Source organism: Aeromonas sp. R6-2 (assembly GCF_040908155.1).
Lineage (GTDB): Bacteria > Pseudomonadota > Gammaproteobacteria > Enterobacterales > Aeromonadaceae > Aeromonas > Aeromonas schubertii.
Genome location: NZ_JBFODE010000048.1, coordinates 36,421 through 58,754, shown reverse-complemented (window position 1 = coordinate 58,754; position 22,334 = coordinate 36,421). Strand labels below are relative to the sequence as shown.

Below are 22,334 nucleotides of genomic sequence, written 5' to 3'. Positions count from 1 at the left end.
CCAACGTGTTGGAGCGACAGTTTGCCGTGACGGCCCCCAATCAAGTTTGGTGTGGCGATGTAACCTATATCTGGACCGGCCAACGCTGGGGTTATCTGGCGGTGGTGATGGACCTGTTTGCCAGAAAGCCGGTTGGCTGGGCGTTCTCGTTCTCACCTGACAGCGAGTTGACGATGAAAGCGCTGACCATCGCTTATGAGCAACGAGGGCAACCACAGGGGGTCATGTTTCACTCGGACCAGGGTAGCCATTACACCTGCCGTCGATACCAGCAGCTGTTATGGCGCTATCGGATAACCCCGAGCATGAGCCGGCGAGGCAACTGTTGGGATAATGCACCGATGGAGCGATTGTTTCGCAGCCTCAAGAGCGAGTGGGTGCCAGAGCATGGCTACCAAGACATGGTCGAAGCCACGGAAAGTATCACAGCATATTTAATGGGGTATTACAGTCAGACGCGCCCCCATGACTACAACGGTGGTTTAAGCCCGAACGAATCTGAGCGGCAGTATTGGGCTGCTTATAAAACCGTGGCCAGTTTTACTTGACCACTACAGTAGCGTGAGATTTGGTGGTCTTACGCCTCACACAAAAAGGTGGGTGTCCCAGAATTTCCCACCAGAATTTCCCAGCTGCGCTGATGGGTGATGGCACTGTGGCGGGTCAGGGCAGGTTTGAGGTCTTTGCTGCGGCTGCGCTCGGCTTTGGCTTCGCCACGGCCTTCCGGCGGCACCAGGCAGTCGGGGCCGTTGCCGATCAGGTGGCCCTTGCCCATCTCCAGCAGGGCTTCGCGGCTCATCGGCCAGCCGGCTGGGTCGTGATAACGCAGCAACAAAAAGCTGGGTGTCCATTTATCCTTGGTTAATTATTTCATAGCGTTTAAGATATAAATATTGTGTACAGCCATGAAGCAGATATAGCTGGGATAATAAAAGTAAACCTTGTGGTGTAAGTTATATACTCGTTCTATTTTTAGATAGGTTAAATGGTAAGAGACATGATATCTAGGCTGCTATTTTTATTCTTTATTTTGGCTAGTACCAACGCATCTGCCGACCCATGTTACCAATACATGAGGTCACTTTTGGCGGCAGCAGCATTCAATGACCATGTCGAGATAGTACATGATGGAAAGACGTATCAGGGATCAACACAGAATTATACGTGCAAGATATGGCCTGCGCATGACAATATGGTGATCATTGCTATTCCATTGCGCGCTCATGGCCAAATTCTGTACTCCAGCCTGGATATTGTAGTCATTGATAGCAATGATATGAGCATAAAATATAGAACAGTGCGTCACGACCTCCTCGAACATGAGGATTACTCCGATGGTGATATGTTTATTGATACCGCACCATATCAGTTGAATTCTTCACATCTTGCGTTTGGCTTAAGAATTAACTGGGATACAAAGGGGCATCTTGTTACTACCTTGAACCTGTTCCAACCGAAAGATAATGGGTCACTTGCCTTGGTTATAAAAGGGTTGATTGTTGACTCCCACTATCGACTTAGCAAAAGTAATCAGATGTGCAATTCTGAGTATGCCGTCAGAAAATCATTGCTTCATGTCCGAAAGAATGACTCACCATCTGGGTACAGGGATATTATTCTGACCAGTATATCCAGTAACACCAAGTCGACCGAGAAATTTAATGGAAGAAGCGTGGAATGTATTAATGAGGAGTTTGAAAAAGACCGACGAGTCGACGCACTAATCTACGATGGGAAGGAATATAAAATCCCCCCTTACCTCTATTTTTATTACTCCTACTAACATAGCAATAACATTACTGGCATATTGAATATATACGTATCCATTATTACTCACTTAAAAAGGCGACCATCCGGTCGCCTTTTTTATTTCTATCGCTTTCCAATCAGGAAACTCACCTTGCCGGTCGCTTGGCACCATTGCCTTTGGCCGCAGGCTTACCGCCTTGAGTGGCAGGTTTGGCACCGGCAGAGCCTGCCCGGGTCGGGGCCTTGCCCTTATGGGCGGGTTTCCCCTGGGGTTTGCCCTTCCCTTCACTCTGGGTGGCGGGCTTGCGGCTCCCCTTCTCTAATTTGAGCTCGGCGCCCACCGGCTTGCCATTGCCCTTGCCGCTCTTGTTGGCGCTGGGGTTGGCGTGCTGGCCGTTGCTCTGGCCCGCAGCCTTGTTGCCTGTGCCATTGCCACGCTGGTGAACAATGTTGCTATGGCGAGTCAGGGCCGGTTTCAAGCCCTTGCTGCGGCTGCGCTCGGCCCCGCCCTTGCCTTTAAGTTCGCCGCGACCTTCCGGCGGCACCAAGCAGTCGGGACCGTTGCCGATGAGGTGACCCTTGCCCATCTCCAGCAGGGCCTCGCGGATCATCGGCCAGCCGGCCGGATCGTGATAGCGCAGCAGCGCCTTGTGCAGGCGACGGCGACGCTCCCCCTTCACCACGAACACGTCCCCGCCCTGGCGGCTCACCTTGTTGAGGGGATTTTTCTCGGTGTAATACATGGTGGTGGCGTTGGCGAGCGGCGACGGGTAGAAGTTCTGCACCTGATCGAGCTTGAAGCGGTTTGCCTTAATCCAGAGCGCCATGTTCACCATGTCTTCATCCGTGGTGCCCGGGTGGGCGGAGATGAAGTAGGGGATCAGGTACTGCTGCTTGCCCGCCTCTTTGGAATACTTGTCGAACAGCTCCTTGAAGCTGTAGTAGCTGCCCATCCCCGGCTTCATCATCTTGGAGAGCGGGCCCTCTTCGGTGTGCTCCGGCGCGATCTTGAGGTAGCCGCCGACGTGGTACTTGGCCAGCTCCTTGATGTAGCGCGGATCTTCCACCGCGATGTCGTAACGCACTCCGGAGGCGATCAGGATCTTCTTGATGCCCTTGAGGTCGCGCGCCTTGCGGTAGAGGTTGATGGTCGGGCTGTGGTCCGTGTCCATGTGCGGGCAGATGGTCGGCCAGACGCAGGAGGCACGCCGACAGGTCTGCTCGGCCTTGGGGCTCTTGCAGCGGAGCTTGTACATGTTGGCGGTGGGGCCGCCGAGATCCGAGATGACACCGGTGAAGCCCGGCACCTTGTCGCGGATCTCTTCGATTTCTTTCAGAATCGACTCTTCCGAGCGGCTCTGGATGATGCGCCCCTCGTGCTCTGTGATGGAGCAGAAGGAGCAGCCGCCGAAGCAGCCGCGCATGATGTTGACCGAGGTCTTGATCATGTCGTAGGCCGGGATCTTCTCGTTGCCATAGGCCGGGTGCGGCACCCGCTGGTACGGCAGGCCGAACACCCCGTCCATCTCGTCGGTCTCGAGCGGGAAGGCGGGCGGGTTGACCCAGATGATGCGATCGCCGTGGGCCTGGGAGAGCGCCCGGGCGCAGCCGGGGTTGGTCTCGTGGTGCAGGATGCGCGAGGCATGGGCGTAGAGCACCTTGTCCTCCTTCACCCGCTCGAACGCCGGCAGCTTGACGTAGGTCTGCTCCCAGGGTTTTTGCTTCGGCGGCTGCACCAGGATGGGCTTGGCCTCCTGCTCGCTCGGCGCCGACCCTTCGTCATCGCTGCAGGGTGCCCCTTCCATATAGGGGTTGGGGATGGGATCGATGCGGCCAATCTGGTCGAGCTTGCTCGAATCCACCCCGCGCCAGCCCGGCAGCGGCTCCTTGCGGATGACGGCGGTGCCGCGAATGTCCTGCATGGTGTCGATGGTCTCGCCACCCGCGATGCGGTGAGCCACCTCCACCAGAGGGCGCTCGGCGTTGCCATAGATGAGGATGTCGGCCTTGGCGTCGATGAGGATCGAGCGGCGGATGGTCTCGGACCAGTAGTCGTAGTGGGCGATGCGGCGAAGGGATGCCTCGATGCCGCCGATGACCACGGGCACCTCTTTATAGGCCTCTTTGCAGCGCTGGGTGTAGACCAGGGTGGCGCGGTCCGGTCGCTTGCCGCCCACATCCCCCGGGGTGTAGGCGTCGTCGTGGCGCAGCTTTTTATCGGCGGTGTAGCGGTTGATCATGGAGTCCATATTGCCCGCGGTCACCCCGTAGAAGAGGTTGGGCTTGCCCAGGCGCATAAAGTCATCTTTGGATGACCAGTCCGGCTGGGCGATGATGCCGACCCGAAAGCCCTGGGATTCGAGCATGCGGCCGATCACCGCCATGCCGAAGCTTGGGTGATCCACGTAGGCATCCCCCGTCACCAGAATGACGTCGCAGCTGTCCCAGCCGAGCTTGTCCATCTCTTTGCGGGACATGGGCAGGAAGGGCGCCGTGCCGTAGCACTCGGCCCAGTAGCGGGGATAGGAGAAGAGGTTGGTAACCGGCTGCATTTTGACCACCTGGAACATTTCGGGTCGCGCATTATACCGGCTGGCCACGGCGGTAGCGATGGCTTTTTGGCCCTGCCAAAGGCAGGGAATTGACCGCTGTGGCCCTAAAATGCCGAGAGCAGGGTGAGGCGATGGCGGTAACGCACGGCCCACTGCCACAGCCCCCAACCGAGCCCGGCCAGAGCGAGAAGTGCAAACAGGGGGTGATCGCCCAGACGCAGCAACAAGAGACCAAGCAGGATCAGGGCGAAGGGTCGCCCCTCGTAGAGCCACTCCGGGGTATTGCCTGACCAGACCTGATAGTGACGATCCCGCCGCCGGTAGTTGCTGCGCAGGGACCAGATACGGGCGCCGGCGACAAACAGCAGCAGCCCGGCCAGTAGCAGGCCGGGCTGGCTGGCACCGGAGAGCAGCCCAAGGCCAACGGCCAGGCTGAGGTAGGGAAGTAACTCGTAGAGGGGTCGCGGCAACATGATGGGGGCCTCCGTCAATGAAGCCCCCTTGATATCACATCTTTATCGAACAAAAAGCGACCTAGGCGGCCTTACCCCCATTTGGGGACTCCTTCCGGGCGAGCGCCTCGTCCACCTGCTGGCTGCGCTCGCCGGCGATGCCGGTGCGCCGCGCCATCAGGCCATAGAGGGAGGGAACGAGCAGCAGGGTCACCAGGGTCGCCAGGGTGAGGCCGAAGAAGACCACAGTCCCCACCGCCATGCGGCTCTCGTAGCCCGCCCCCATGGAGAGCATCAGGGGCACGGCCCCCATGATGGCGGTGAGCGAGGTCATCAGGATAGGGCGCAGGCGGCGCAGGCTGGCCTGGATGATCGCCTCTTCAAACTCGACCCCCTTCTCCCTGAGCTGGTTGATGAACTCGACGATGAGGATGCCGTTCTTGGCCACCATGCCGATCAGCATGATCATGCCTATCTGGCTGTAGAGGCTCATCTCCTGGCCGGTAAGCCAGAGCCCGAGCAGACCGCCGAAGAGGCCAAGGGGCACGGTCACCATCACCACGGCCGGCGAGAGGAAACTCTCGAACTGGGCCACCAGCACCAGATAGACCACCAGCAGGGCGAGTCCGAAGACCATCCCCATCTCCCCCTGGTTGTCGCGATAATCCTTGGACTCACCGGCATAATCCACCGTCATCCCCGCCGGCAAGTTGGCGTTGGCCCAGTTGTCGAGAAAGTCCAGCGCCTCACCCAGGGTGTGGCCCGGCATGGGGTCGGCGGTGAGGGTGACCGCCTTCTGGCGCTGGTAGTGGTTGAGGCGCTGGGGCGCGGCCACCAGATCGAACGAGACCAGGGTGGAGAGGCTCACCATCTCCCCATCGGCGGCGCGCAGGTAGATACGGCTAAGATCCCCTGCCCCGTTGAAGTCGCGCTGATCCCCGCGCAGGTAGACGTCATACTCCTCCCCCCTGTCCACATAGGTGGTCTTGCTGCTGCCCCCGAGCAGGGTCTGCAGGCTGCCCGCCACCTGGGAGAGAGGAATGCCGAGCTGGGCGGCACGCACCCGATCGACCCGCACCCGCACCTCGGGGGTCTTCTCGGCATAGTCGAGGTCCGGCGCGCTCATCAGGCCGCTCTCCAGGGCCGCCTGTTGCAGGCGCTGGGCCTGGGCGAAGATCTCCTGATAGTCGCCGCCCTGGATGATGAACTGCACCGCCGCGTTGGAGCCGCCGCGAAAGCCGGGCTGGAAGGCACGCACCATGACATCGGGAATGTCCCCGAGACGCGCGGTGAGCTGGCGGGTAAAGTCGCTGGCGGTCTGGGTACGCACACTCCAGTCGGTGAGCTGGATGATGGCCATGCCGGTCTGATCGCCGCCGCGCCCGAAGGCGGGGGTGCTGAAACTCACCGACTGCACCACCCCCTTGCCAAGGAGCGGCAACACCACCTGCTCCACCTGCTCCATGTTGCGCTTCATCCGCTCTATGCTGGTCCCCTCCGCCCCCTTGACGAAGACGAAGACCACGCCTCTGTCTTCGGTCGGGGTCAGGCTGGCGGGAATTCGGGTAGCCAGCAGGGCGATGCCGCCCAAAAACAGCGCGAAGATGAGCGGGGCCCAGCGTTTGTGATGCAGACTCCAGCCGAGCAGGCGGCGATAGTGCCCCTCGAGGCGAACAAGGCCCAAATCGAGCGCCGCGCTCAGGGCGTTGGGTCTGTCCTTGGCGCGCATCAGCCAGGATCCCATGGCCGGGGTCAGGGTGAGGGCCACCAGAGAAGAGCAGATCACGGCCAAGGAGAGCAGGATGGCAAATTCGGTAAAGAGCCTGCCCACCATCCCCTCCATAAAGGCGATGGGCACAAACACCATCACCAGCACGGCGGTGGTGGCGATCACCGCAAAGCCCACCTCCCGGGTGCCGTGCCAGGCCGCCAGCAGGGGCGGCTCGCCACGCTGCAGATGGTGGTGAATGTTCTCCACCACCACGATGGCGTCATCCACCACCAGGCCGATGGCGAGGATGAGGGCGAGCAGGGTCACCAGGTTGATAGAAAAGCCCAGATACCAGGCACCGATAAAGGCGCTGATGAGGGAGACAGGCACAGTCACCGCCGGAATGAGCGTGGTGCGCCCCTGACCGAGGAAGAGATAGAGCACCGCCACCACCAGGGCTGCACAGATGGCGAGCGTCTCATACACCTCGTCGATGGCCTGCTTGATAAAGACGGTGGAGTCGTAATCGACCTCGAGCTTGGCCCCCTCGGGCAGGAAGCGCTGCATCTGGCCGAGTTTGTGCTCTATGCCCTGGGCCACCGCCAGCGGGTTGGCGGTAGACTGGGCGACGATGCCGAGCCCCAGGCTCTCCTTGCCGTTGCGCTGATAGGCGCTGTCTTCGTTCTTGGCCCCGGTCTCAATTTGGGCGATGTCCCCCAGATAGATGGGCTGGCCCCCCTTCCCCAGGCTTACCTGGAGGGCGCGAAAGTCTTCCGGCGTCTTGTAGAGGCGCTCTATCTGCACCGCCATGGTCATGCTGTTGTTGCGGATCTCCCCGCCGGGCAGCTCGATGTTCTCCCGGGCCAGGGCGTTTTTCACATCGTCGACCGTGATCCCCCGGGCCGCCATCTCGGCCGCCTTGAGGCGCACATACATCACCCTCTCGAGATCCCCCGAGAGCATCACCTCGCTCACCCCGTCCACCAGGCTCAAGGGGTCGACCAGCACCCGGTTGGCGTAATCGGTCAGGGCGGTGCGATCCATACGGTCGCTGCTGAAGTTGAGCCAGATGGCCACGTCACCGTTGCCATTATCCTTGGTGACCAGGGGCTCGTCCGCATCGTCAGGGAGGCTGCGTTTGGCGCGCGACAGGGCGTCGCGCACGTCCGATACCCCCTCTACCATGTTCCAGCCGAGATTGAACTCTACCGTGATCATGGAGCGCCCCTTACGGGTCACCGAGGAGATGTTCTTGATGCCGCTGATCCCCGAGAGCTGATCCTCGATAGGCTTGGTGACCTGGGTCTCCATCACCTCGGGAGAGGCCCCCTCGTAGGTGGTGGTAATCGAGACCGACGGGATCTGCACATCGGGCATCTCGCGCACCGTGAGCTTGCCAAAGGCCACCAGGCCAAAGACGGTAAGCAGGCTGCACAGCACCAGAGCCACCAGCGGGCGGCGAACGGAAACGTCAGAGAGCCACATCAGCCTTGCCCCTCTGCCAGATCGCGCACCCGGGCGCCGTCACGCAGGTTGACCAGCCCCTCGACCACGATGCGATCCCCCGCCTTGAGGCCAGCGGCGATCCAGACCGACTCCCCGTGCTGCTCGTCGATCTCGACCCGGGTGCGGGTCACCTGTCCCCCCTCGAGGCGATAGACGAAACGCTCGCTGCCGGAGAACTCCAGGGCCTGGGCCGGGATGCGGGTCACCTCGCGCGCCGGCAGGGAGAGGGCCACCTCCATCAGCATGCCGGGCCTGAGGCGACCGTGGGCATTGACCACCTCGATTCGCACCCTGATGTTCTGGGTCCCCTCCACCACCCGCGAGTCGAGGGTGCTGACGGTACCGGCGAACTGCTCACCGGGCCAGGCGCTGCTCGAGGCAATCACCTTCATGCCGGGCTCGAGCAGGGCGAGGTAGCGCTCTGGCACCGCCAGATCGAGGCGCAGGGTATCGATATCGTCCAGGTGAAGCAGGGTGTCGGCGCTGCCCACCAGGGCACCGGGACTGAGATCGATGAGGCTCACGGTGCCGGCAAACGGCGCCGTGAGGGTCCGCAAGGAGAGCTCGACCCGGGCCGCCTCGAGCCGGGCACGGGCCATGGCGACGCTCGCCTCCTGCCCCTCCAGCTCGGACTGGGTCACGGCGCCGCGCCCCACCAGGCGTCGCATGTCTTTGAGCTTGCGCTCCTCATCGCGCAGGGCCGCCGCCTGCTCGGCCTGCTCGGCCTGCTGCTTGGCGTCATCGAGGCGCACCAGCTCGCTGCCCGCCTTGACCCGCTCTCCCGAGCGCACCGCAATGGCGAGAATACGGCCGGTCACCTCGGGCGAGAGGGCCACCGAGCGGTTGGCCGCCAGGGTACCGGAGAGGCGCAGCACGGGCTCGGCCCGTACCTGCTCGACCAGTTCGCTGCGCACCGGGATCTGCCTGGCCTCGCGCATCGTGGTGTCGGGGGCGGCGGCATAACGCCAGATGAGATAGGCCGAGAGGGGCAAGAGCAACAGGAGTCCGAGGCGCAGTTTCATGGTGTCCAGAGTGATGAGTGGATCAGGTAGCGGCAGTGTACGTCCAAAGCGTGCCGGAACTGTGTGGCAAGTGTGACAAAACGTGACAGCCGCGTGTACTGGATGCCCGCAGCCCGGCAGGGTAAGCTGGGCCCTCTGCCTAGCTTGGAGATCAAACGTGACAAGAAGACCACGACTGGGGCTGGCCCTGGGAAGCGGAGCGGCCCGCGGCTGGGCCCATATCGGCGTGATCCGGGCGCTCGAGCGCATGGGAATACGCCCCGATCTGGTGGCCGGCTGCTCCATCGGCAGCTTCGTCGGCGCCGCCTACGCCGCCGGCGAGCTGGGCCGGCTGGAGGAGTGGGTGCGGGGATTCACCCGGCTGCAGGTGGTGAGCCTGCTCGACCCGGCGCTCTCGGGAGGCCTGTTTCGCGGCGACAAGGTGTTTGGCACCGCCGCCGGTTATCTGGGGGATCCTCACATCGAGCAGCTTCCCCTCCCCTTCGCCTGCGTCGCCACCGAACTCGATACCGGGCGCGAGATCTGGCTGCAACAGGGGGCCCTGCGTCAGGTGGTGCGCGCCTCCTGCGGCATGCCGGGCCTGCTCACCCCGACCCGCTATAACGAACGCTGGCTGGTCGACGGGGCCGTGGTCAATCCGGTGCCCATCTCGCTCGCCCGCGCCATGGGGGCCGAGGTGGTTATCGCCGTCAATCTCAACGCCGACATGCACCAGCCCTGGGCCGACGAGCCGGACGAGGTGCGCGGCGTGGGCGCCCTGGCCCAGTGGTTCGGGCGCGGTGAGACCATCGCCACCCCGGGCATGTGGAGCGTGATGAGCGGCAGCATCAACATCATGCAGGAACGTATCACCCGGGCACGGATGGCGGGGGATCCCCCCGAGGTGCAGCTCACTCCGCGCCTGGGCAATTTCTCCATCCTCGACTTTCACCGGGCGGCCGAGGCGATTGCCGAAGGGGAGGAGTGCGTCGAGCGCCAGCGTCCCCAGCTCGAGGAGGAGCTCTGCCGCCTCGGGGTGCTCACTCCCGGATAAGCCTCCAAGAAAAAAGCGCCTTGCGGCGCTTTTTTCTTGCTTACTCGGCCGCCTCCTGGCGGTAGAAGAGCAGTCCCAGCAGGATGACCACCACTGAGACCCCGAGATAGAGGCCCAGACTCGGGTTGGTGATGCCGCCGTAGAGGATGATGAGCGAGCCCAGGGCCGCGCAGATCGGAATCACGAAGCGCTTGATCCAGCCAAACTCGGTAAAGGTGCGCATATACCAGACATAGAGGAAGAGATAGAGACCATAGATAAGCACGATGGGCATCTCGTCCAGGGCGATATAACGACCGAAGGTCTCGTTGATGCTGCAATACCAGAGCACCGAGTAGACGACCGAGAGCAGGGCCGCGGCACGGGCCGAGTTGACGGGCATATGATGATGCGACTCGACCCGGCTCATCCACTTGGGCGCCGGCCCCTGGTTGCGGATGGCCAGGGAGTAAGGAATACGCATGGTTGCCAGCACCAGGCCGTTGAGGGTGCCGAGGCAGGAGATGATCACAAACACCGTCAAGATGGTGGAGGCCGTGCCGCCAAACAGGCTGGTGGTGGCGATATTGACCGCATTATCCCCCTGGGTGACGATCTCGTCGGTCGGCAGCACGCTGGCGATGCCGAGGAAATAGGTCACATAGACCACGAAGACAATCAGGGTACCGATGACCAGGGCGCGCGGCAGGTTCTTCTTCGAGTCGCGGATCTCGCTGTTGATGGTCACGGCGGCGATCCACCCCTCGTAGGCGAAGGCGGTCGCCACCACGGCGGTCGCCAGGGTGCCCCCGGTGCTGCCGATCCCGTCCATCGCCTGGACGAAGTTGGTCGCGGTCACCCCGTTGAGCAGGCCCGAAATGGTGCCGACCACGGCCACCAACACCAGCGGCACCAGCTTGATGAGCGTCGATCCCACCTGCAACTTGCCCGCCAGTACGGGCGCATAGAAGTTGACGAGATAGGTGGCGGCCATGTAGATGGCGGCCACCACCCAGGTGGCGGTGGAGTTGGTGGGGTTATCGCTGCCAAGCAGGATCATGGTGTAGAGGGAGGCGACCCAGGCCAGGATGGCCGAGAGGGGGGCGTAGTAGAGTACCCCCTTGAACCACCCCACCAGATAGCCGAAGCGCTTGCCATAGGCGGCCTCGGCGTAGTCGACGATGCCGTTGGATTTTTCGATCCGCTGGGCAAACTCGGCAAAGACCAGGGCCCCGAAGATCATGGAGATAGCCCCCAGTGCCCACGCCAACAGGGCGATGGCCAGGTTACCGCCGGTCAGGCGCAATACATCATCGGCCTTGAAGAAGACCCCGGAGCCGATCACGACCCCGACTACCATGGCGATGGCCGTCATCAGGCCATAGCGTTTATCAAGCTCACTGCTGCTCATAAAAATATTCCATCCCTATTACGACATCTTCCTGAATCCTGCGCTCGGGGGACGGCTTGACGTCTCCCGGGGCGGCCCGCCTCTGCGGGGCTGCCTATCCTCGTTGGCTCGAGCGAATAATTCAAAACGTGTTGCAAAAACTGTTGGGCAGCGCCCAAAAGACAAAAAATGCCGCCCTGAGGCGGCATTTCTCACTGGTTTGCTATCAGGCCTTGGCCAGATACTCTTCCGGACCAATCTGACCGATCTCGGCAGATTTTTTGTCGGCCAGCAGCCAGAGGGTGAACTGATGCAGCTCGGGGTGATGGGCCAGGGCAACCAGGAAGGCGCCACCGACTTCACGGTAACCCAGCTCATAGTTCTTCAAGGTGGTGGGAGGGACGCCAAGCAGCTCGGCAAACTTGGGACGGCTCAGACCAACCGCTTCGCGGATTTGACGGATTTTCTTCCCTACGGGAACTACGTTAGGACTCATAATGGTTCCATACTCCATGCGCGGATAAACCGCTTTTATTTTTTTCGCGACGACTCGTAGTCAAGTGTATCAGTTATTGCAGGACTCGTTATGGTTCGAGTCTCTTCATCTAAACGCTTAAATAAGCGACAACCCTTCAAAGCAGGGGCATGTTAATGCCTCACTCGGCTCAGGTAAACAGTTGGACTCACCAATTGTTCAATTGAGCACACTGAACATGCGGTTATAATCCCCGCCTACCCCTATCGAGGAAGTCATTCATGCCCATCCCCGGTGTTCTCTCTCGCCTCCATCCCGTGCACACCCGCGAGCAGATGCAAGCGCAGTTGCATCAGTGCCTGGCAACCCGTGCCGAGGCGCTGCTGCTGACCCACCCCCTGCCCGCCGATCAGGTGTCATTGCTGGCGCAAAGCACCCTGCCCCTCTATGGCCCGGAGGCCTGCGAGCCCCCCTGTCGCCACCTCGACCCGGCCGAGGTGGCGGCACAACCCGGTGACGCGACCTGGGCACCCGAGCAGGCGCTGGACGATCTGCTCCCCTGGTTCGAAGCCGGCCATCGCCACTTTATCGCGCCGGCTGCCGTGGTTCCCGTGGTGCGGGCCCTGCTTAATATCTGGCCTCTCGACCCCCATCTGGCCCGTCACTATCTTCGGGAGTTCACCCCGTTGATGCAGCAGCGCGATGGGGATCTTCTCGATCAGGTCCTGGCCACCCGCGGTGACACAAGCTTGACCAGACCTGTATGGGTTCAATCTTATTTGAAGCTGGAACGCCGCCTTTTTCGTGCTTATCTCGACCACTGATTGATTAGATAACAGTGGGTTAGCGCCTACGACAGCGATTGGCACAGCCCATAAATGTGAGCTTGATCAAAGTCTCAAATAGGCTTAGAGTGCGCCCCGTCATCCAGTGACATGGAGTACCCGGGTTGTCGTTGCAGGGTATTCCCATAACAAAAGATGCCGACCTGCTTCTTGTGCTTATTCGTACTCAGCTCGGTGTCGGCATGAACCAAGAAGCGAGAATGCCTGTGTGCTTTCTCCAAGAGGATTGAACAATGATGAAAATGGCTCCTTCCGTAATTGCCATCGCCCTGGCTGCTGTGACTGCTACCGCCGCCAACGCCGCTGACGACCTCTACTTCGGTGCCGGTGTCGGTGCTGCTCACTTCAACGGTCTGAACAAGATCGGTGGCGGTGGCTACGAGGGTACCGAAGACGCGGCTGCCGCCAACGCCTTCATGGGTTACAACTTCACCGAGAACTTCGGCGCCGAGCTGGGCTACCAGTACGCTGGCCGTGGCAACACCGAAGGCCTGCGTTACGAGAACCAGGGTGCCACCCTGTCCGGTATCGCCCGCCTGCCCCTGGGTGCTGATTTCTCTATCTTCGGTGAAGCCGGTGCCTACTGGGCCCACACCGATGGTCTGACCGTCTCCGACACCAAGGTTTCCCCCCTGGCCGGTCTGGGTCTGACCTACAAGGTGAACGACGCGCTGGATCTGCAAGCTCGCTACCGCTACATGTGGGACGTGGCAGACCTGCACCTTGGTGACTCACCTGACGACAGCGTTCGTTACAAGTCCAACCAGAGCGTGGCGACCCTGGAAGCCGTCTACCATCCGTTCCGCACCTCCTACGTTGCTCCGGCTCCGGCTCCTGTTGTAGAAGAGGCTCCGGCCCCGGCTCCGCAGGTTGTTGAGAAGAGCTTCGATCTGAGCTCCGACGTGCTGTTCGCCTTCGGCAAGTCCACCCTGAAGCCGGAAGGTGTTCAGGCGCTGAACGCCCTGTACCAGGATCTGGTTGCTGCCAGCCCGAAAGATGGCCAGGCCGTCGTGATCGGTTACACCGACCGCATCGGTTCTGACGCCGCCAACCTGCGCCTGTCCGAAGCCCGTGCTCGCACCGTCGCCAACGTGCTGGTCTCCAAGGGCCTGCCGGCCTCCAAGGTCTCCGTTGAAGGTCGTGGCGAAGCCAACCCGGTCACCGGTACCCAGTGCGATGGCATCAAGGCCAAGGCTCAGCTGGTTGCCTGCCTGGCCCCGGATCGTCGCGTAGAGATCCGCGTTCGTGGCGTACAGGAAGTGCAGCAGTAATCTCTGCCTGAACTGTGTGTCAAGACGAGGTGCCCCAGGGCACCTCGTTTCGTTTGTTTTGCCACACCCTGTCGTACCCCTCCTCCCCTTCCGCTTGATCAAGATGGTTGCACGGCATACAGTAGGGCGTCCCAAACAGGCCCCATCACGCCGACTTTTCGTCCAAACAGACGCAATTTTGTCACATGGAAGGCCTCCTGCACGGGATAAGATTCAGATGTCCGGCCCTGGCCGGATCGGGCGGACAGCTCCTGGGTCCGCCGCCATCAGGAAGTGCTGTCGCACCTGCGACACAACGAGGAGATATAACGATGAAAATGAAAGTGGCCCCCTCCCTTATCGCCATCGCCCTGGCGGCCATTGGCGCTACCTCTGCCCAGGCCAATGACTGGTACACAGGTGTCGGTGCCGGCTGGGCCGACATGCGCGATCTCGGCAAGTTTGGCTGGGACGCCGACGAAGATGCGACCGCCATCAACCTGTTTGGTGGTTACAACTTCAATGACAACTTCGGTGCCGAGCTGGGTTACCTCTACGCCGGCAAGGGTGGCGTCGACGGCGTCGACTTCAAGACCCAGGGCGCGACCCTCTCCGGTATCGGCCGTCTGCCCCTCAATGGCGTCTTCTCCCTCTTCGCCGAGGGTGGTGCCTACTTCTACCATGCCAACGGCAATGACAACACCGACAACGGTGTCGCTCCGCTGGCTGGCCTCGGCGTCACCGCCAAGCTCTCTGACCTGGTCGATCTGCAGGCCCGCTACCGCTACATGTGGAACGTCGGCGACGAGCAGAAGAGCTGGGAAACCGACGTGGGCGTCGCCTCTCTCGAGCTGGTGCTGCACCCCAACCGCAAGAGCTACGTTGCTCCGGTTGCCGCGCCCGTCGAGCCGGCTCCCGAGCCGGTAATGGTAGAGAAGAACTTCGCCCTGAGCTCTGATGTGCTGTTTGCCTTTGGCAAATCCACCCTCAAGCCCGAGGGCACCACCGCCCTGAACACCCTCTATCAACAGATCGCCGAAGCCCGTCCCACCGACGGTCAGGCCATCGTGGTCGGTTACACCGACTTCATCGGTTCCGACGCCGCCAACCAGCGCCTCTCCGAGGCCCGTGCCCGCACCGTGGCCGACTATCTGGTGAGCAAGGGCCTGCCCGCCTCCAAGGTCTCCATCGAGGGTCGCGGCGAAGCCAACCCGGTGACCGGCGACAGCTGCGTCAAGGTCACCCCGCGCGCCAAGCAGATCGCCTGCCTGGCTCCGGATCGCCGCGTCGAAGTGCGCGTGACCGGCGTACAACAAGTTCAGCAGTAATCCCTGCCGATGCAACGTCGCCTCCGGGCGGCGTTTTTTTATGCAAACAGCCCGCCCATGCACTCCCCGCGACCAGTTGTGATCCCATTGCGACCGTGAGTGATATCTGCCCCTGCCCGCCACGGTCTATAACTAAAAGGATCTATGCCGCAGTGGCTCACTCCATGAGGATATAAAAATGAGAAGAACCGCAATCGCATCGATAGTGCTCACCCTGAGCGCTCCTCTCTATGCAGGGGATTGGTATTTGGGGGGGGGCGCCGGTCTCTCCGTCGGTCACGACATGGGGGACTATGGCAGTGACGTGGATAAAGAAGATACCGCTTACAACCTCTTCGCCGGCTATCAGTTCAACGACTACTTTGCCGGCGAGCTGGGTTATCTCAACACCGGGAGCTGGAAGAGCAATCTGGGCACCCTCAAGAGCGACGGGGCAACCCTGTCGGCCATAGGCCGCTACCCCTTGAATGATCGCTTCTCGCTCTTCGCCGAGGGGGGTGGCTACCTCTATAGCGCCAACAGCCCCAATGGCAGCGACACCAACCTGGCCCCCCTCGCCGGCCTCGGCATGACGGTGCGGCTGCATCGCCTGGTCGATCTGCAGGCTCGCTATCGCTATCTGGTCCGGGTGGGCGACGATGCCGGCAATGACAACAGCAACAGCGGCACCCGCCGTTGGGTGAGCGATGTCAGCACCGCGACCCTGGAGTTGGTGATCCACCCCAACCGCGACGACCCCCTCCCCCCGGCGGCACCACCGCCCATGGCGGCCCCCGTGCCGGCCCCGGAGCCGGTTCAGGTGGACAAGACCTTCGAGATGAGCAGCGATCTGCTGTTTGATTTCAACAAGGCCAGTCTCAAGCCGGAAGGGGAAGCGGCCCTCGGGGATCTCTACCAGCGGATCAAGGCCGAGCAACCCAAGGATGGCATGGCCATGGTCTATGGGCACACGGATCGACTGGGCTCCGAGGCTTACAACCAGACCCTCTCCGAGGCCAGGGCCCAAAGCGTGGCCAACTACCTGATCGGCCTCGGCCTGCCCGCAGACAAGGTGAGCGCCATCGGTCAGGGAGAGCACGAGCCGGTCACCGGGCAAGCCTGTGACGACAAGATGTCCCGCGCCCAACTCATCCCCTGCCTCGCCCCGGATCGCCGGGTGGAGATCCGCATCACAGGGGTCAAGCAGCCGTAATCCCCGCCCTCTTCAAAAGGCCCCGACGGGGCCTTTTTCATCGCTGTAGCCAGATTCAGCACCGGCTTCACTTTCCAGCCCGGACAAAGTACAAGAAGCTCCTCATCCAAGGGGCCGTTGGCAGAATAAAAAGCTTTTCAAATTATTACTGCATCTATCGGATTTCTAATAAAAAAAGTATTTTTAGGCGACATTCTCTACGCTTGCCATTAAAGTTACAGCGTATTGCCTGTTTAGTTGATTTTAAGGAGGGGACCAGAGGTGGATGCCGCAACCATCAATCACTTCTTTCTGATAGCGGCCCTGCTGGTCGGCATCAGCGTCTTGCTGAGCGCACTCTCGTCACGGCTCGGTATCCCCATTCTGGTGATCTTCCTCGGCGTCGGCATGCTGGCCGGGGAGAATGGCCCCGGCGGTATTCACTTTACCGACTACTCCATGGCCTATCTGGTGGGGAACCTGGCCCTGGCCATCATACTGCTCGACGGCGGCATGCGTACCAAGGTTTCGTCGTTTCGCGTCGCCCTCTGGCCGGCCCTCTCCCTGGCCACCCTGGGGGTGCTGCTCACCACCAGTCTGACCGGACTGGCGGCCGCCTGGCTGTTTGATCTCGACCTGCTCCAGGGGCTGCTTATCGGTGCCATTGTCGGCTCTACCGATGCGGCGGCAGTCTTCTCTCTGCTGGGCGGGCGCAGCCTCAACCAGCGGGTGGGGGCGACCCTGGAGATAGAGTCGGGCAGCAACGATCCCATGGCGGTCTTTCTCACCATCACCCTGATCGAGGTGCTGGCCACGGGCCAGGAGGTGAGCGGCTGGATGTTTGCCTGGAGCCTCCTCAAGCAGTTTGGGATCGGAGCCACGCTGGGGTTGGCCGGTGGCTGGCTGTTGTGGCGCATCAACAACCGGGCCGTACTGGCGCCCGGCCTCTACCCCCTGCTCACCGTCAGCTTCGGCCTGCTCATCTTCGCCGTGACCACGGCGCTGGGCGGCAGCGGCATCCTGGCGGTCTATCTGGCGGGGCTGCTGCTCGGCAACCAGGTGGTACGCAGCCGCAGCACCACCCTCTCGGTGCTCGACGGCCTCACCTGGCTTAGCCAGATCTGCATGTTTGTGGTGCTTGGCCTGCTGGTCACCCCTAGCCAGCTGCTGCCCATTGCCCTGCCGGCCCTGGCCCTGGCGGCCTGGATGATCCTGTTGGCGCGCCCCCTGGCGGTCTGGATGAGCCTGCTCCCGTTTAAAAACTTCACCAGCAAGGAGCGCTGGTTCATCTCCTGGGTGGGGCTGCGCGGCGCCGTGCCCATCATCCTCGCCGTCTTCCCCATGATGGCGGGGCTGCCCAACGCCCAGCTCTTCTTCAACGTCGCCTTCTTCATCGTGCTGGTCTCGCTGCTGCTGCAGGGAAGCTCGCTGCCCATCGCCTCACGCCTGGCCAGGGTCGAGATCCCCCCCAGCCCCAGCCCCATCTCCCGCTCGGCGGTCGAGATCCATCCCGAGAGCGAGTGGGAGCTCTTTATCTACCGGCTCGGCCCCGAGAAGTGGTGCATCGGCTCTCCCCTGCGGGAGCTGCAGATGCCCGAAGCGACGCGGATCAGCGCCCTGTTTCGCCAGGAGACGCTGCTGCACCCCAGTGGCAGCACGGTACTGGAGGCCGGTGACATCCTCTGCATCATCGGCCACGAGCACTCCCTGCCCGCCCTGGGTCAACTCTTTAGCCAGGCGCCGGAGGAGCAGCAGGATCTGCGCTTCTTCGGTGACTTCCAGCTCGAGGCGGGCGTACGCCTTGCCGAGCTGGCCCTGCTCTACGGCCTCGATGTGAGCGAGGTCGAGGATCAGACCCTGGGTGACTACCTGAGCTCGGTGTTGGGGGATAAGCTGGTGGTGGGTGATCAACTGGAGTGGCAGGGAATGCGCTGGACCGTGGCCGAAATGGATGACGAGAAGGTATGCCGCATCGGCGTGCGACTTTGTGAAGAGAGTGACGGGGAGTAACAGGATCATGCCCTACAAGATGCTGCTGAGCGGGGGCATGCCCCCGGCCCCCTCCCTCGGGGTGATCGAGGGATTCTTCGGCCGTGGCTGGAGTTGGTCGGCCCGTCGCCACTACGCCCACTGGCTGCCACGCCACGGCTATGGCTTCTATCTCTACGCCCCCAAGGAGGATGCCTGCCTGCGCAAGCAGTGGGCCGAGCCCTGGCCGGAGGCGACCCTGCGCGAGCTCAAGACGCTCGCCGCCGAGTGCCGCGCCAACGGGCTGGCCTTCGGGGTGGGACTCAGCCCCATGGGGGCCCATCACGACTATGCCGGCAAGCGCGCCGCCCTGGAGGCCAAGGTGCGCCTCATCGACGCCGAACTGGCCCCCGATATCCTGGCCATCCTGTTTGACGACATGAAGGGCGATACCCCGGATCTGGCCGCTCGCCAGCGTGCCATCGCCCATGACATCGCGGGCTGGAGCAAGGCCAGCCGCCTGCTCTTCTGCCCCAGCTACTACTCCACCGATCCTATCCTCGAGAAGGTGTTCGGGCCCATGCCCCAAGGCTATCTCACGGATCTCGGCAAGGGGCTGGATCGCCGCATCGAGATCTTCTGGACCGGCCCCAGGGTAATGTCCAAGTGCTACCCGAGCGACCACCTGGCCCAGGTGAGCGAATGGCTCGGTCGCCAACCCTTTCTGTGGGACAACTACCCGGTCAACGATGGCAGCAAATCGAGCGACTTCCTCTATCTGGGGGCCTTCGAGGAGCGCCCCGCTCGGCTGGCCCAAGAGCTGGCCGGCCACGCGGTCAACCCCATGAAGCAGGCGGCACTCAGTGCCATCCCGCTGGCCACCTTGCCCATGAGCTATCGACTCGCCGAGCGCTATGACCCGGGTCAGGCCCTGCATGCGGCCCTGCAGGCGGCCTGTGGCCCCCAGCTGGGACCGCGCATCGAAGAGGATCTACCCCTGCTGCAGGAGGTAGGACTCTCGCACCTCAGCGCCGAGCAACAGGACATGCTCACTCGTCACTATCGCCCCTTTCGGGGGCAGGCCTGCGCCGACGAGATCCTCGGCTGGCTCGGTGGCGACTACGCCTTCGATCCCGACTGCCTCACCGATTGAACCGCTGGCCCCGACCATCGCAGGGGTCACCACATGAGGTGAGCTCTTCCTGCCGGCCTCCCGGCCATGCGCTATTGGAAGAGCTGAAAGCCACTGTTTTTCAAGACGAAATAACGGAGCTGCCATGGACGCATCCAGCCTCTATCAAAATCTCGCCCTCTTCGCCGCCTTCCTGCTGCTCTACAGCCAGCTGGCCGGGCGCTTCGAATCACGCCTGGTCAGCGGCCCCCTGCTGTTTATGCTGGCCGGCTGGCTGCTCGGCCCCGGTGCCCTGGGCCTGCTCACCCTCTCAGTCGAGAGCGAGGGGATCAAGTTGCTCGCCGAGCTCACCCTGGTGGTGGTGCTCTTTACCGATGCCGCCAACACCGACTGGCGGGTGCTCACCGCCAACCGCGGCCTGCCGGTGCGGCTACTGCTCATTGGCCTCCCCCTCACCCTGGTCGCCGGCACCCTTTTTGGCCTTCTTGTCTACCCCGAGCTCCCCCTGCTCGAGCTCGCCATTCTGGCGACCCTGCTGGCGCCGACCGATGCGGCGCTCGGCAAGGCGGTGGTGAGCAACCCGTCGGTACCGGCCCCGGTGCGCGAAGGGCTCAATCAGGAGAGTGGCCTCAACGACGGGATCTGTGTCCCCGTGCTGCTCCTGCTGCTCGCCCTGATCGCCCCGACCGAGCAGCATCAGGGCACGGCCGCGCTCGCCATCACCCTGATGCTGGAAGAGATAGGCATAGGCGTGCTGGTGGCCTGGGTGTTGGCCCGCTTTACCGTCTATCTGCTGCGCCAGAGCACGCTTCACGGCTGGACCCTGCCCCTGTGGCGACAGCTCACCCTGCCGGGACTGGCCCTGCTCTGCTTTGCCCTGGCCCAGAGCCTGGGTGGCAGCGGCTTTATCGCCGCCTTTGTCGGCGGCCTGCTCATCGGCCGGCGCATGGGAGAGCATCGCCATACCTATCTGGAGAGCAATGAGGGATATGGAGAGCTGCTCTCCGTGCTGGTGTGGATGGTGTTTGGTGCTACCGTGGTGCCGCTGCTGTTGTCGCTTGATGACTGGCGCCCCTGGTGCTATGCCCTGGCCAGCCTGACCCTGCTGCGTATGGTGCCGGTCTGGGTTGCCCTGTGGGGAACGACGCTGCGGCCCGGCCTGCGACTCTTCATCGGCTGGTTTGGCCCCCGTGGCCTCGCCAGCATCGTCTTCGCCGTCATGGTGTTGCAGCACACGCCTCCCCTCGAGGGGCTCTCCCCTATCGTGGCCACCGTGCTCTGCACCATAGTGCTGAGCGTGGTGCTGCACGGCATCACCGCCAACCCCTGGGTGAAGCGGCTCGGCGGCGACGCCTGAATCAACGGGGCGTCAATGCGCCCCGTCTCAGCCCAGCGCCAACCAGATCCCCACCCCCATCATCAGGGTTCCGGCGATGCGGTTCATCAGGCGCACGTTGCCGCCCCTGGCGAGGAAGTGACGCAGGGTGCGCCCGCCGCTGGCATAGAGCACCAGACAGCTGAACTCGATAAGCAAAATGAGCGCCACCAGGGTGGTCACCTGGGGCCCCAACGGTCGCTCCGTGCTGATGAAGGGGGGCAGCAGAGAGATCATGAAGGCCCACCCCTTGGGGTTGGCGATGGCGGTAACAAAACCCTGGGTCGCCAGGGTCCAGGCCGAGCTGCCGCTCTGCGCACTGGCTTGCCCCAGCGCCATGCTCCCCCGGGAGCGCCACAGCTGGATCCCGAGCCAGAGCAGATAGGCCCCGCCGACATACTTGAAGAGGTGGAACAGGGTCGGATAGTTGAGCATCACGGCGGCCACGCCCAGCACTGAGAGCACCGAGACCAGCCCCACCCCGACAAGCTCTCCCCACATCATGTGCAGGGTTCGGCGCAGCCCTATGCTCATGCCGAGGGTCATGGCCAGGGTCATGCACATGCCCGGGGTCACAGAGACGAAGAAGAAGGTGGGTATGAAGAGGGCCAGGATGGCCGGATCTATCCAGGCGGACACGCGTTGCTCCTTGATGAGGTGACCCGCCATCATGCCTGCCCCTCGCAGCCGAGGCAAGATGCCCCCGTTTGGCGCTCGAAAATGGTCGCAGAGGATTGTTTTAAACGACTTTTTTACGCTTTTGCCACATCACGCACTGGGCGGGCCTGGCGTTCTTGGGTAAGGTATGGGCACGCTCACATACCCATTGAGGCCCCATGAAAGCCAAATTCGAAAAACCCGCCTTCATCACCCTGGGGATCATCGCCCTGCTCTCTGCCCTCTGGCTCGACTACTACCTGCCCGAGAAGCAGGTCACCGCCATCACAGGGGTAGAGGTGAAGCGCACCGACAAGGATGGCCCCATCAGCAAGAAGAATCCGGCGGACGGCCCCACCACCGACGTCTACTACATCTATACGGAGAATGCCGGTGACAAGGTGAGGGTGTTTCGCAACGAGGATACCGGCTGGGGCTGGCCCTTCTACTTCAAGTTCGATGCCGCCGACGTGCAGGCCAAGGCCAAGTCCATGGAGTTTGACAAGAAGCAGGCTCTGGTTACCTCATATGGCTGGCGTATCAACATGTTCTCCATGTTCCCCAACGTCACCAAGGTGCAAGAGGCCAAGGCCGACGCCTCCACCTGGAGCCTCTTTCGCTGGCTCTGGTTCGGGGTATGGGCGCTGGTGATGGGACGTGCCGCCCTCTGGCTGTGGCGCGCCTTCGAAGACGCCGAGTGATCCATTCATCGGCCCCGAAAGGGGCCTTTCGAGATGCC

19 protein-coding genes are annotated in these 22,334 nt (G+C 62.2%); 11 read left to right on the top strand and 8 right to left on the bottom strand.

All coding sequences use genetic code 11. The features are described 5' to 3' along the window. Positions 1-548, top strand: a 548-nt coding sequence (locus AB5Y48_RS13145; protein WP_368164751.1) for an IS3 family transposase, incomplete at its 5' end; no start/stop codon positions are given. Positions 549-577: 29 nt separating this feature from the next. On the opposite strand, the gene AB5Y48_RS13140 is transcribed toward AB5Y48_RS13145, so the two are convergent. Next, positions 578-832: a DUF3362 domain-containing protein gene (locus AB5Y48_RS13140; RefSeq protein WP_368164753.1), complete on the bottom strand. Its 255-nt coding sequence runs from the start codon at positions 830-832 to the stop codon at positions 578-580. Positions 833-1,084: 252 nt separating this feature from the next. On the opposite strand from AB5Y48_RS13140, the gene AB5Y48_RS13135 reads away from it, so the two are divergent. Then, positions 1,085-1,783 (top strand): hypothetical protein, encoded by a 699-nt coding sequence (locus tag AB5Y48_RS13135; protein ID WP_368164750.1) that lies wholly within the window; start codon positions 1,085-1,087, stop codon positions 1,781-1,783. A 112-nt stretch (positions 1,784-1,895) separates the two neighbouring features. Here the strand turns inward: AB5Y48_RS13135 and AB5Y48_RS13130 are convergent, their stop codons facing one another. The 4 genes from AB5Y48_RS13130 to AB5Y48_RS13115 form a co-directional block, all read right to left on the bottom strand. After that, entirely contained in the window at positions 1,896-4,301 is a 2,406-nt protein-coding gene (locus tag AB5Y48_RS13130) for a YgiQ family radical SAM protein (protein WP_368164749.1), read from the bottom strand. 104 nt (positions 4,302-4,405) lie between these two features. Beyond that, entirely contained in the window at positions 4,406-4,774 is a 369-nt protein-coding gene (locus AB5Y48_RS13125) for a hypothetical protein (protein ID WP_368164747.1), read from the bottom strand. 61 nt (positions 4,775-4,835) lie between these two features. Next, entirely contained in the window at positions 4,836-7,949 is a 3,114-nt protein-coding gene (locus tag AB5Y48_RS13120) for an efflux RND transporter permease subunit (protein ID WP_368164746.1), read from the bottom strand. Then, complete coding sequence (locus AB5Y48_RS13115; protein WP_368164745.1) at positions 7,949-8,992, bottom strand: efflux RND transporter periplasmic adaptor subunit; 1,044 nt, start codon at positions 8,990-8,992, stop codon at positions 7,949-7,951. Before AB5Y48_RS13115 ends, AB5Y48_RS13120 begins: the two co-directional genes overlap by 1 nt. A 157-nt stretch (positions 8,993-9,149) precedes the next feature. Here AB5Y48_RS13115 and AB5Y48_RS13110 point away from each other — a divergent pair, with 157 nt between their 5' ends. After that, positions 9,150-10,025, top strand: coding sequence for a patatin-like phospholipase family protein (locus AB5Y48_RS13110; protein ID WP_368164743.1), 876 nt, complete (start codon positions 9,150-9,152; stop codon positions 10,023-10,025). 40 nt (positions 10,026-10,065) lie between these two features. Here AB5Y48_RS13110 and AB5Y48_RS13105 read toward each other — a convergent pair whose 3' ends face one another. Together AB5Y48_RS13105 and AB5Y48_RS13100 are read right to left on the bottom strand one after the other, a co-directional pair. Further along, a complete protein-coding gene (locus AB5Y48_RS13105) occupies positions 10,066-11,415 on the bottom strand; it encodes an APC family permease (RefSeq protein WP_136613864.1) in 1,350 nt (449 codons plus the stop codon). A gap of 205 nt (positions 11,416-11,620) precedes the next feature. After that, positions 11,621-11,890, bottom strand: a complete 270-nt coding sequence (locus tag AB5Y48_RS13100) for a DNA-binding transcriptional regulator (RefSeq protein WP_043157920.1) — start codon at positions 11,888-11,890, stop codon at positions 11,621-11,623. A gap of 260 nt (positions 11,891-12,150) precedes the next feature. Here AB5Y48_RS13100 and AB5Y48_RS13095 point away from each other — a divergent pair, with 260 nt between their 5' ends. From AB5Y48_RS13095 to AB5Y48_RS13065, 7 genes are all read left to right on the top strand, one after another. Further along, positions 12,151-12,693, top strand: coding sequence for a hypothetical protein (locus tag AB5Y48_RS13095; RefSeq protein WP_368164741.1), 543 nt, complete (start codon positions 12,151-12,153; stop codon positions 12,691-12,693). A 254-nt stretch (positions 12,694-12,947) separates the two neighbouring features. Continuing rightward, on the top strand, positions 12,948-13,985 hold the full coding sequence (locus AB5Y48_RS13090; protein ID WP_368164739.1) for an OmpA family protein: 1,038 nt from the start codon (positions 12,948-12,950) through the stop codon (positions 13,983-13,985). Positions 13,986-14,296: 311 nt separating this feature from the next. Beyond that, positions 14,297-15,292, top strand: coding sequence for an OmpA family protein (locus tag AB5Y48_RS13085; protein ID WP_224162142.1), 996 nt, complete (start codon positions 14,297-14,299; stop codon positions 15,290-15,292). Between the two features lie 178 nt (positions 15,293-15,470). Next, positions 15,471-16,484: an OmpA family protein gene (locus AB5Y48_RS13080; protein WP_224162143.1), complete on the top strand. Its 1,014-nt coding sequence runs from the start codon at positions 15,471-15,473 to the stop codon at positions 16,482-16,484. Positions 16,485-16,745: 261 nt separating this feature from the next. Further along, positions 16,746-18,473, top strand: a complete 1,728-nt coding sequence (locus tag AB5Y48_RS13075) for a potassium/proton antiporter (RefSeq protein ID WP_136613868.1) — start codon at positions 16,746-16,748, stop codon at positions 18,471-18,473. Between the two features lie 7 nt (positions 18,474-18,480). After that, a complete protein-coding gene (locus AB5Y48_RS13070; protein ID WP_368164737.1) occupies positions 18,481-19,584 on the top strand; it encodes a beta-N-acetylglucosaminidase domain-containing protein in 1,104 nt (367 codons plus the stop codon). A gap of 124 nt (positions 19,585-19,708) precedes the next feature. After that, positions 19,709-20,920 carry a cation:proton antiporter gene (locus AB5Y48_RS13065; protein ID WP_368164736.1) on the top strand — a complete coding sequence of 404 codons (1,212 nt, stop codon included), beginning with the start codon at positions 19,709-19,711 and terminating at the stop codon, positions 20,918-20,920. Positions 20,921-20,947: 27 nt separating this feature from the next. Here the strand turns inward: AB5Y48_RS13065 and AB5Y48_RS13060 are convergent, their stop codons facing one another. After that, positions 20,948-21,577: a LysE family translocator gene (locus AB5Y48_RS13060; protein WP_224159839.1), complete on the bottom strand. Its 630-nt coding sequence runs from the start codon at positions 21,575-21,577 to the stop codon at positions 20,948-20,950. 197 nt (positions 21,578-21,774) lie between these two features. On the opposite strand from AB5Y48_RS13060, the gene AB5Y48_RS13055 reads away from it, so the two are divergent. Then, complete coding sequence (locus AB5Y48_RS13055; protein WP_060585269.1) at positions 21,775-22,296, top strand: DUF1523 family protein; 522 nt, start codon at positions 21,775-21,777, stop codon at positions 22,294-22,296. Positions 22,297-22,334 lie beyond the last annotated feature (38 nt).

What these genes read in the sequence shown, in the direction of transcription:
- AB5Y48_RS13130 (WP_368164749.1), bottom strand. Translation starts at nt 4,301, where the DNA reads ATGCAGCCGGTTACCAACCTCTTCTCCTATCCCCGCTACTGGGCCGAG.
- AB5Y48_RS13125 (WP_368164747.1), bottom strand. Translation starts at nt 4,774, where the DNA reads ATGTTGCCGCGACCCCTCTACGAGTTACTTCCCTACCTCAGCCTGGCC.
- AB5Y48_RS13120 (WP_368164746.1), bottom strand. Translation starts at nt 7,949, where the DNA reads ATGTGGCTCTCTGACGTTTCCGTTCGCCGCCCGCTGGTGGCTCTGGTG.
- AB5Y48_RS13115 (WP_368164745.1), bottom strand. Translation starts at nt 8,992, where the DNA reads ATGAAACTGCGCCTCGGACTCCTGTTGCTCTTGCCCCTCTCGGCCTAT.
- AB5Y48_RS13105 (WP_136613864.1), bottom strand. Translation starts at nt 11,415, where the DNA reads ATGAGCAGCAGTGAGCTTGATAAACGCTATGGCCTGATGACGGCCATC.
- AB5Y48_RS13100 (WP_043157920.1), bottom strand. Translation starts at nt 11,890, where the DNA reads ATGAGTCCTAACGTAGTTCCCGTAGGGAAGAAAATCCGTCAAATCCGC.
- AB5Y48_RS13095 (WP_368164741.1), top strand. Translation starts at nt 12,151, where the DNA reads ATGCCCATCCCCGGTGTTCTCTCTCGCCTCCATCCCGTGCACACCCGC.
- AB5Y48_RS13090 (WP_368164739.1), top strand. Translation starts at nt 12,948, where the DNA reads ATGATGAAAATGGCTCCTTCCGTAATTGCCATCGCCCTGGCTGCTGTG.
- AB5Y48_RS13085 (WP_224162142.1), top strand. Translation starts at nt 14,297, where the DNA reads ATGAAAATGAAAGTGGCCCCCTCCCTTATCGCCATCGCCCTGGCGGCC.
- AB5Y48_RS13080 (WP_224162143.1), top strand. Translation starts at nt 15,471, where the DNA reads ATGAGAAGAACCGCAATCGCATCGATAGTGCTCACCCTGAGCGCTCCT.
- AB5Y48_RS13070 (WP_368164737.1), top strand. Translation starts at nt 18,481, where the DNA reads ATGCCCTACAAGATGCTGCTGAGCGGGGGCATGCCCCCGGCCCCCTCC.
- AB5Y48_RS13065 (WP_368164736.1), top strand. Translation starts at nt 19,709, where the DNA reads ATGGACGCATCCAGCCTCTATCAAAATCTCGCCCTCTTCGCCGCCTTC.
- AB5Y48_RS13055 (WP_060585269.1), top strand. Translation starts at nt 21,775, where the DNA reads ATGAAAGCCAAATTCGAAAAACCCGCCTTCATCACCCTGGGGATCATC.